Genomic DNA, 4,536 nt, shown 5'->3' with positions numbered 1-4,536 from the left:
ATCGAGCGATTAGAGCGCGAGGCGTTCCCCGCACTGGAGACGGAGGGCCACTGGCGCGGGATGGTGACCGGTAGCCGGCCCGACGGGTCGACGTTCCCCGCCGAACTCTCCCTGACCATCGTCGGGGACGGACGGCTCGTCTGTACCGTCCGCGACGAGACCGAACGCAGACAGCGCGAGCGCGAACTCGAACTGAAAGAGCGGGCGATGGACGAAGCCAACGTCGGGATCCAGATCACCGACCCCACGAAGGCGGATAATCCGCTGGTCTACGTCAACGACGGGTTCGAGCGGATGACTGGCTACACTCGCGAGGAGGCGCTCGGGCGCAATCCGCGATTCCTCCAGGGAGAGGGCACCGACTCCGAACAGGTGGCGCGACTCCGTGCAGCGATTGCGGCCGAGGAGCCGGTGTCACTCGAACTCAGGAACGAGCGGCGCGATGGAACGCCCTACTGGAGTCGCATCTCCATCACACCGGTGAGAGACGAGCACGGGTCCGTGCAGAACTACATCGGTATCCAGCAGGATGTCACGGAACGCAAGGAGCGCGAGAGACGGCTCGAAGCGAGGAAAGACCTCCTCGGGCGGCTCTACGAGATGACGACCGACCCGGGACTGACGTTCGAGGAGAAACTCTCGGAGCTCTTAGAAGCCAGTAGGGACTACCTCGATCTCCCTTACGGTTTCCTGACGCGCATCGAGACGGGCGACGAATCTGTGCCAGGGACACAGACAATCGCCGAAGCCCTCGGGTCCCACGAACGCCTCCAGCCGGACGAATCGGTGCCGCTCGCACAGTCATACTGCCGAGAGACGATAGAGCGGGACGACCCGATGGCGATCACACACGCCGTCGAGGCTGGCTGGGTGGACGACCCGGCGTACGAGGCCTTCGAGCTCGAGACCTACGTCGGCGCTGAAGTCGTCGCCGGCGAGGATCTTTTCGGGACGCTGTGTTTCGCCTCGAAGGAACCACGGGACCGCTCGTTCGACGAGTTCGAGCTGTCGTTCATTCGTCTGATCGGTCGCTGGGTTGGCTACGAAATCGACCGCCGAAACGCTCGCGAGGAACTCCGTCAACAGCGCGAGCGACTCGAACTGACGCTTTCGGGAACGAACACCGGGATCGCCGATTGGGACCTGGAGACGGACGCCGTGACGTGGAACGGGACGCTCGTCGACATCGTCGGACAGGAGATCACCTCTATTGAGGGGTTCAGAGCAGCAGTCCACCCAGAGGACCGCAAACGCGTCCAGCGGGAACTGGAGGCGATGCTCGAAACCGGCGACCCGTGGGTAGGGGAGTTCCGGATGCTCGATGGCAATGGGAACACACTGTGGTTGGGGACACGGGCAACTCCGGTCTATGACGACGAGAAAGAGCCGGTTCGGGTGCTCGCGACGGGGACCGATATCTCCAAACGGAGGGAGCGCGAGCGCGAACTCGAACTGAAAGAACGAGCGATGAACGAAGCCAATATCGGGATCACGATCAGCGACCCCGACCAGGAAGACAACCCACTGGTCTACGTTAACGACGGGTTCGTCGACCAGACCGGCTACACGCGTGCAGACGCTGTCGGACGCAACTGCCGCTTCCTGCAGGCCGACGACAGAGACCAGACGGCCCTCGACGACCTGCGAGAAGCCATCGCCGCCGAGGAGGCGACGACTGTCGAGTTGCGCAATTACCGCAAAGACGGCGAACAGTTCTGGAACCGGCTTTCGGTGACGCCCGTCTACGACGAGGACGGCGAGTTAACGAACCACATCGGGATTCAACAGGACATTACAGAACAGAAGACCAGAGAAAAGCGTCTGCGGGTGCTCCACGGCACGACCCGTGAACTCCTGCAGACAGACGGTACTGCTGACGCGGCTGCTGTGACCGTCGAGACACTAACCGAGGAGCTCGGGTTCCATCTGGCGGGTGTCTACCTTCGCCAGGGGGACGAACTCGTGCGTACTGCCACGACGGAGAAGCCCGACAGGTCCGCGCCCGAGCGCGTCGAGCGCGGGCGGACGCCGCTGTGGAAGGCCGTCGAGGCAGGCGAGCCGGTCTATCACGAGGACAGCACGGATATCGACGACGACGTCGACCGCGGGGAGACTGTCGCGAGTGCGTACTTCCCGATCGGTGACCACGGTGCTGCCGTGGTCGGAGTCACCGATCCGGACCGTCTCAACGAGGGCGACCGCCGTCTCATCGAAGTACTGACCGGGAACCTCGTCGCCGTTTTTGACCGTTTCGAACAGGAAGCGTCGCTCCGGGCGAGCGAGCGACGGTACCGGAGCCTCGCGGAGAACATCCCAAACGGCGCCGTCCTCACCTTCGATGAGAATCTCGAGTATAGTCTGGCGGCAGGCGAACTCCTCTCGGAAGTGGGCCTCGAAGCATCGGGCGTCACCGGGATGACAGCCGGGACGGTGCTACCGGACATCGACGCTAACGGCGAACTCGTCTCACAGCTTCAGGCGGCACTCGACGGCGAGCGCACGAACCGCCGGGTCGAAGTTGACGACCGGACGCTCCGGGTTCACATCGTTCCAGTCGACGCTGACGCCGGGGAGTCGGATGGGGACCGTGGACTGGTGTTAACACAGGACGTGACCGAGGAGGCACAGCGCGAACAGGACCTGTTCGAGGAGCGCGAACGGTTCCGTCTGCTCGCAGAGAGCGTCGACGAGTACGCCTTCCTCATCGTCGACGAGGAAGGTGTGATTCAAACCTGGAACGAGGGCGCTGAGGACACGTTCGGGTACGACGCGGAGGCCGCCATCGGAATGGGAATTGCCGAACTCCATCCGGAAGCCGACCGGGAGTCGGGACTTCCCGGCCGGTTGCTCCAGCAGGCGCGTATCGCCGGCGAGAGCGCCCACGAGGGCTGGCGCGTCCGGGCGGACGGTTCGGAGTTCTACGCGGACATTCGGCATGCCCCGCTTGAAGACGACAACAGTGAGTTCCGTGGTTACGCGGTGATCGTCCGTGACATGACCGACCGACGGCGCCAGCAACGCCGGACCGAACGGTTCGTCGAGGAGTCCGACGACGTGGTTACCATCGTCGACACGGACGGGACGATCACGTACGCGAGCGGGTCGGCCGACCGAGTCCTCGGCCACGACCCCGACCACCTCGTCGGCGAGAACCTTTTCGACTACCTCCACCCGGACAGCCGGGAAGCCACAATGGAGACGTTCTTTACCGGGATGGAAGACCCCGAGGCGAATCTCCAGGCCGAGTGTCGCCTCAGGTCGGGCGACGGCGAGTGGCGCAACGTCGAGGGACAGTACCGAAACATGCTAGACGACGACGCCATCGACGGGATGCTCCTCTACCTCCGTGACGTGACCGACCGGAAGGAACGGTCCCGGCGGTTCGAGAGCATCTTCAACCAGACCTTCCAGTTCACGGGGCTACTGGAACCCGACGGCACGGTCGTCGAAGTCAACAACGCCGCGCTCGAGTTCGGCGGGATTGAGCGTGACGACATCGTCGGGGACCCGTTCTCCGATGCTCCGTGGTGGACCCACTCCGAGGCCGTTCGAGACAACCTTCTGGACGCCCTCGAGCGGGGCGCAAACGGCGAGCTCGTCCGCTACGAAACGGAGGTTCGCGGCGCCGACGGCCTCGCGACGATCGACTTCTCGGTCAAACCCGTGACCGACGAGGACGACGAGGTGTCCCTGCTCGTCGTCGAGGGTCGCGACATTACGACCCAGGTGCAAGACAGACGCCACCTGGAGGTCATGCAGCGCGTGATGCGTCACAACATGCGAAACGACCTGACGAAGGTGCGTGGCTGGACGGAGGTCATGTCAGAGGAAACGGACGCCGAAAAGCGGGCCGAACAGTTCGAAACTGTCGAGCGGATCCTCGACAAGTGGGGATCGATGACCGAGAAAATGGGGGAGATACGAGAGATTATCAGCTCTCAGAAGGGACAGGGGACCACGACGGAGGCCAAGTCGTTGGTCGAGGACGCCGTGGCCCCAATCCGCGAGGAATACCCGGATATGACCGTCGTGACCGACATCTCGGACAACGAGTCGGGAGAAGTGCCGCGGACGCTCCACGAAGCGGTTCACGAGCTGGTAGAAAACGCCGCCAAGGTGAACAGTGACTCCACGGTTGAGGTCGAACTCACTCGCCCAGGATCCGACTGGATCGCGATAAGCGTGAGAGACAACGGCCCCGGGATGCCGGAGATGGAAGCCAGTGTCCTCGAGACCGGCGAAGAGACGCCGCTCAATCACGGACAGGGGCTCGGTCTGTGGATGGTCCGGATGATCGTCACCGGGGTAGGTGGTGACGTGTCGGTCGAGACAACGGACGACGGAACGGAGGTATGTTTGCGGGTGCCAACCAGCCAAACAGTGGAACGTGAACCGTCTGTCGAGACGCCAAGATGACAACTAGGCAGTCGAACCCGGCGGTTGTCCTCGTTGTTGAGGACGACCGGAGCATGGCCGACCTGTATACCGAGTGGCTCGAGGGGTGCTACGACGTCAAAACTGCCTACGATGGGGCCG

Annotated in this window: 1 protein-coding gene; it reads left to right on the top strand. The window is 63.3% G+C overall.

Going from position 1 to position 4,536, the window contains the following annotated elements:
- On the top strand, positions 1-4,416 hold a 4,416-nt coding region (locus tag Q0964_RS14070), incomplete at its 5' end, for a PAS domain S-box protein (protein ID WP_299268764.1).
- Between the last annotated feature and the right edge of the window lie 120 nt (positions 4,417-4,536).

The sequence above is a fragment of the Halorientalis sp. genome (assembly GCF_028275115.1).
GTDB lineage: Archaea > Halobacteriota > Halobacteria > Halobacteriales > Haloarculaceae > Halorientalis.
The sequence above is the reverse complement of the archived record's forward strand: the minus strand, read 5'-3'. Positions and strand labels throughout refer to the sequence as shown.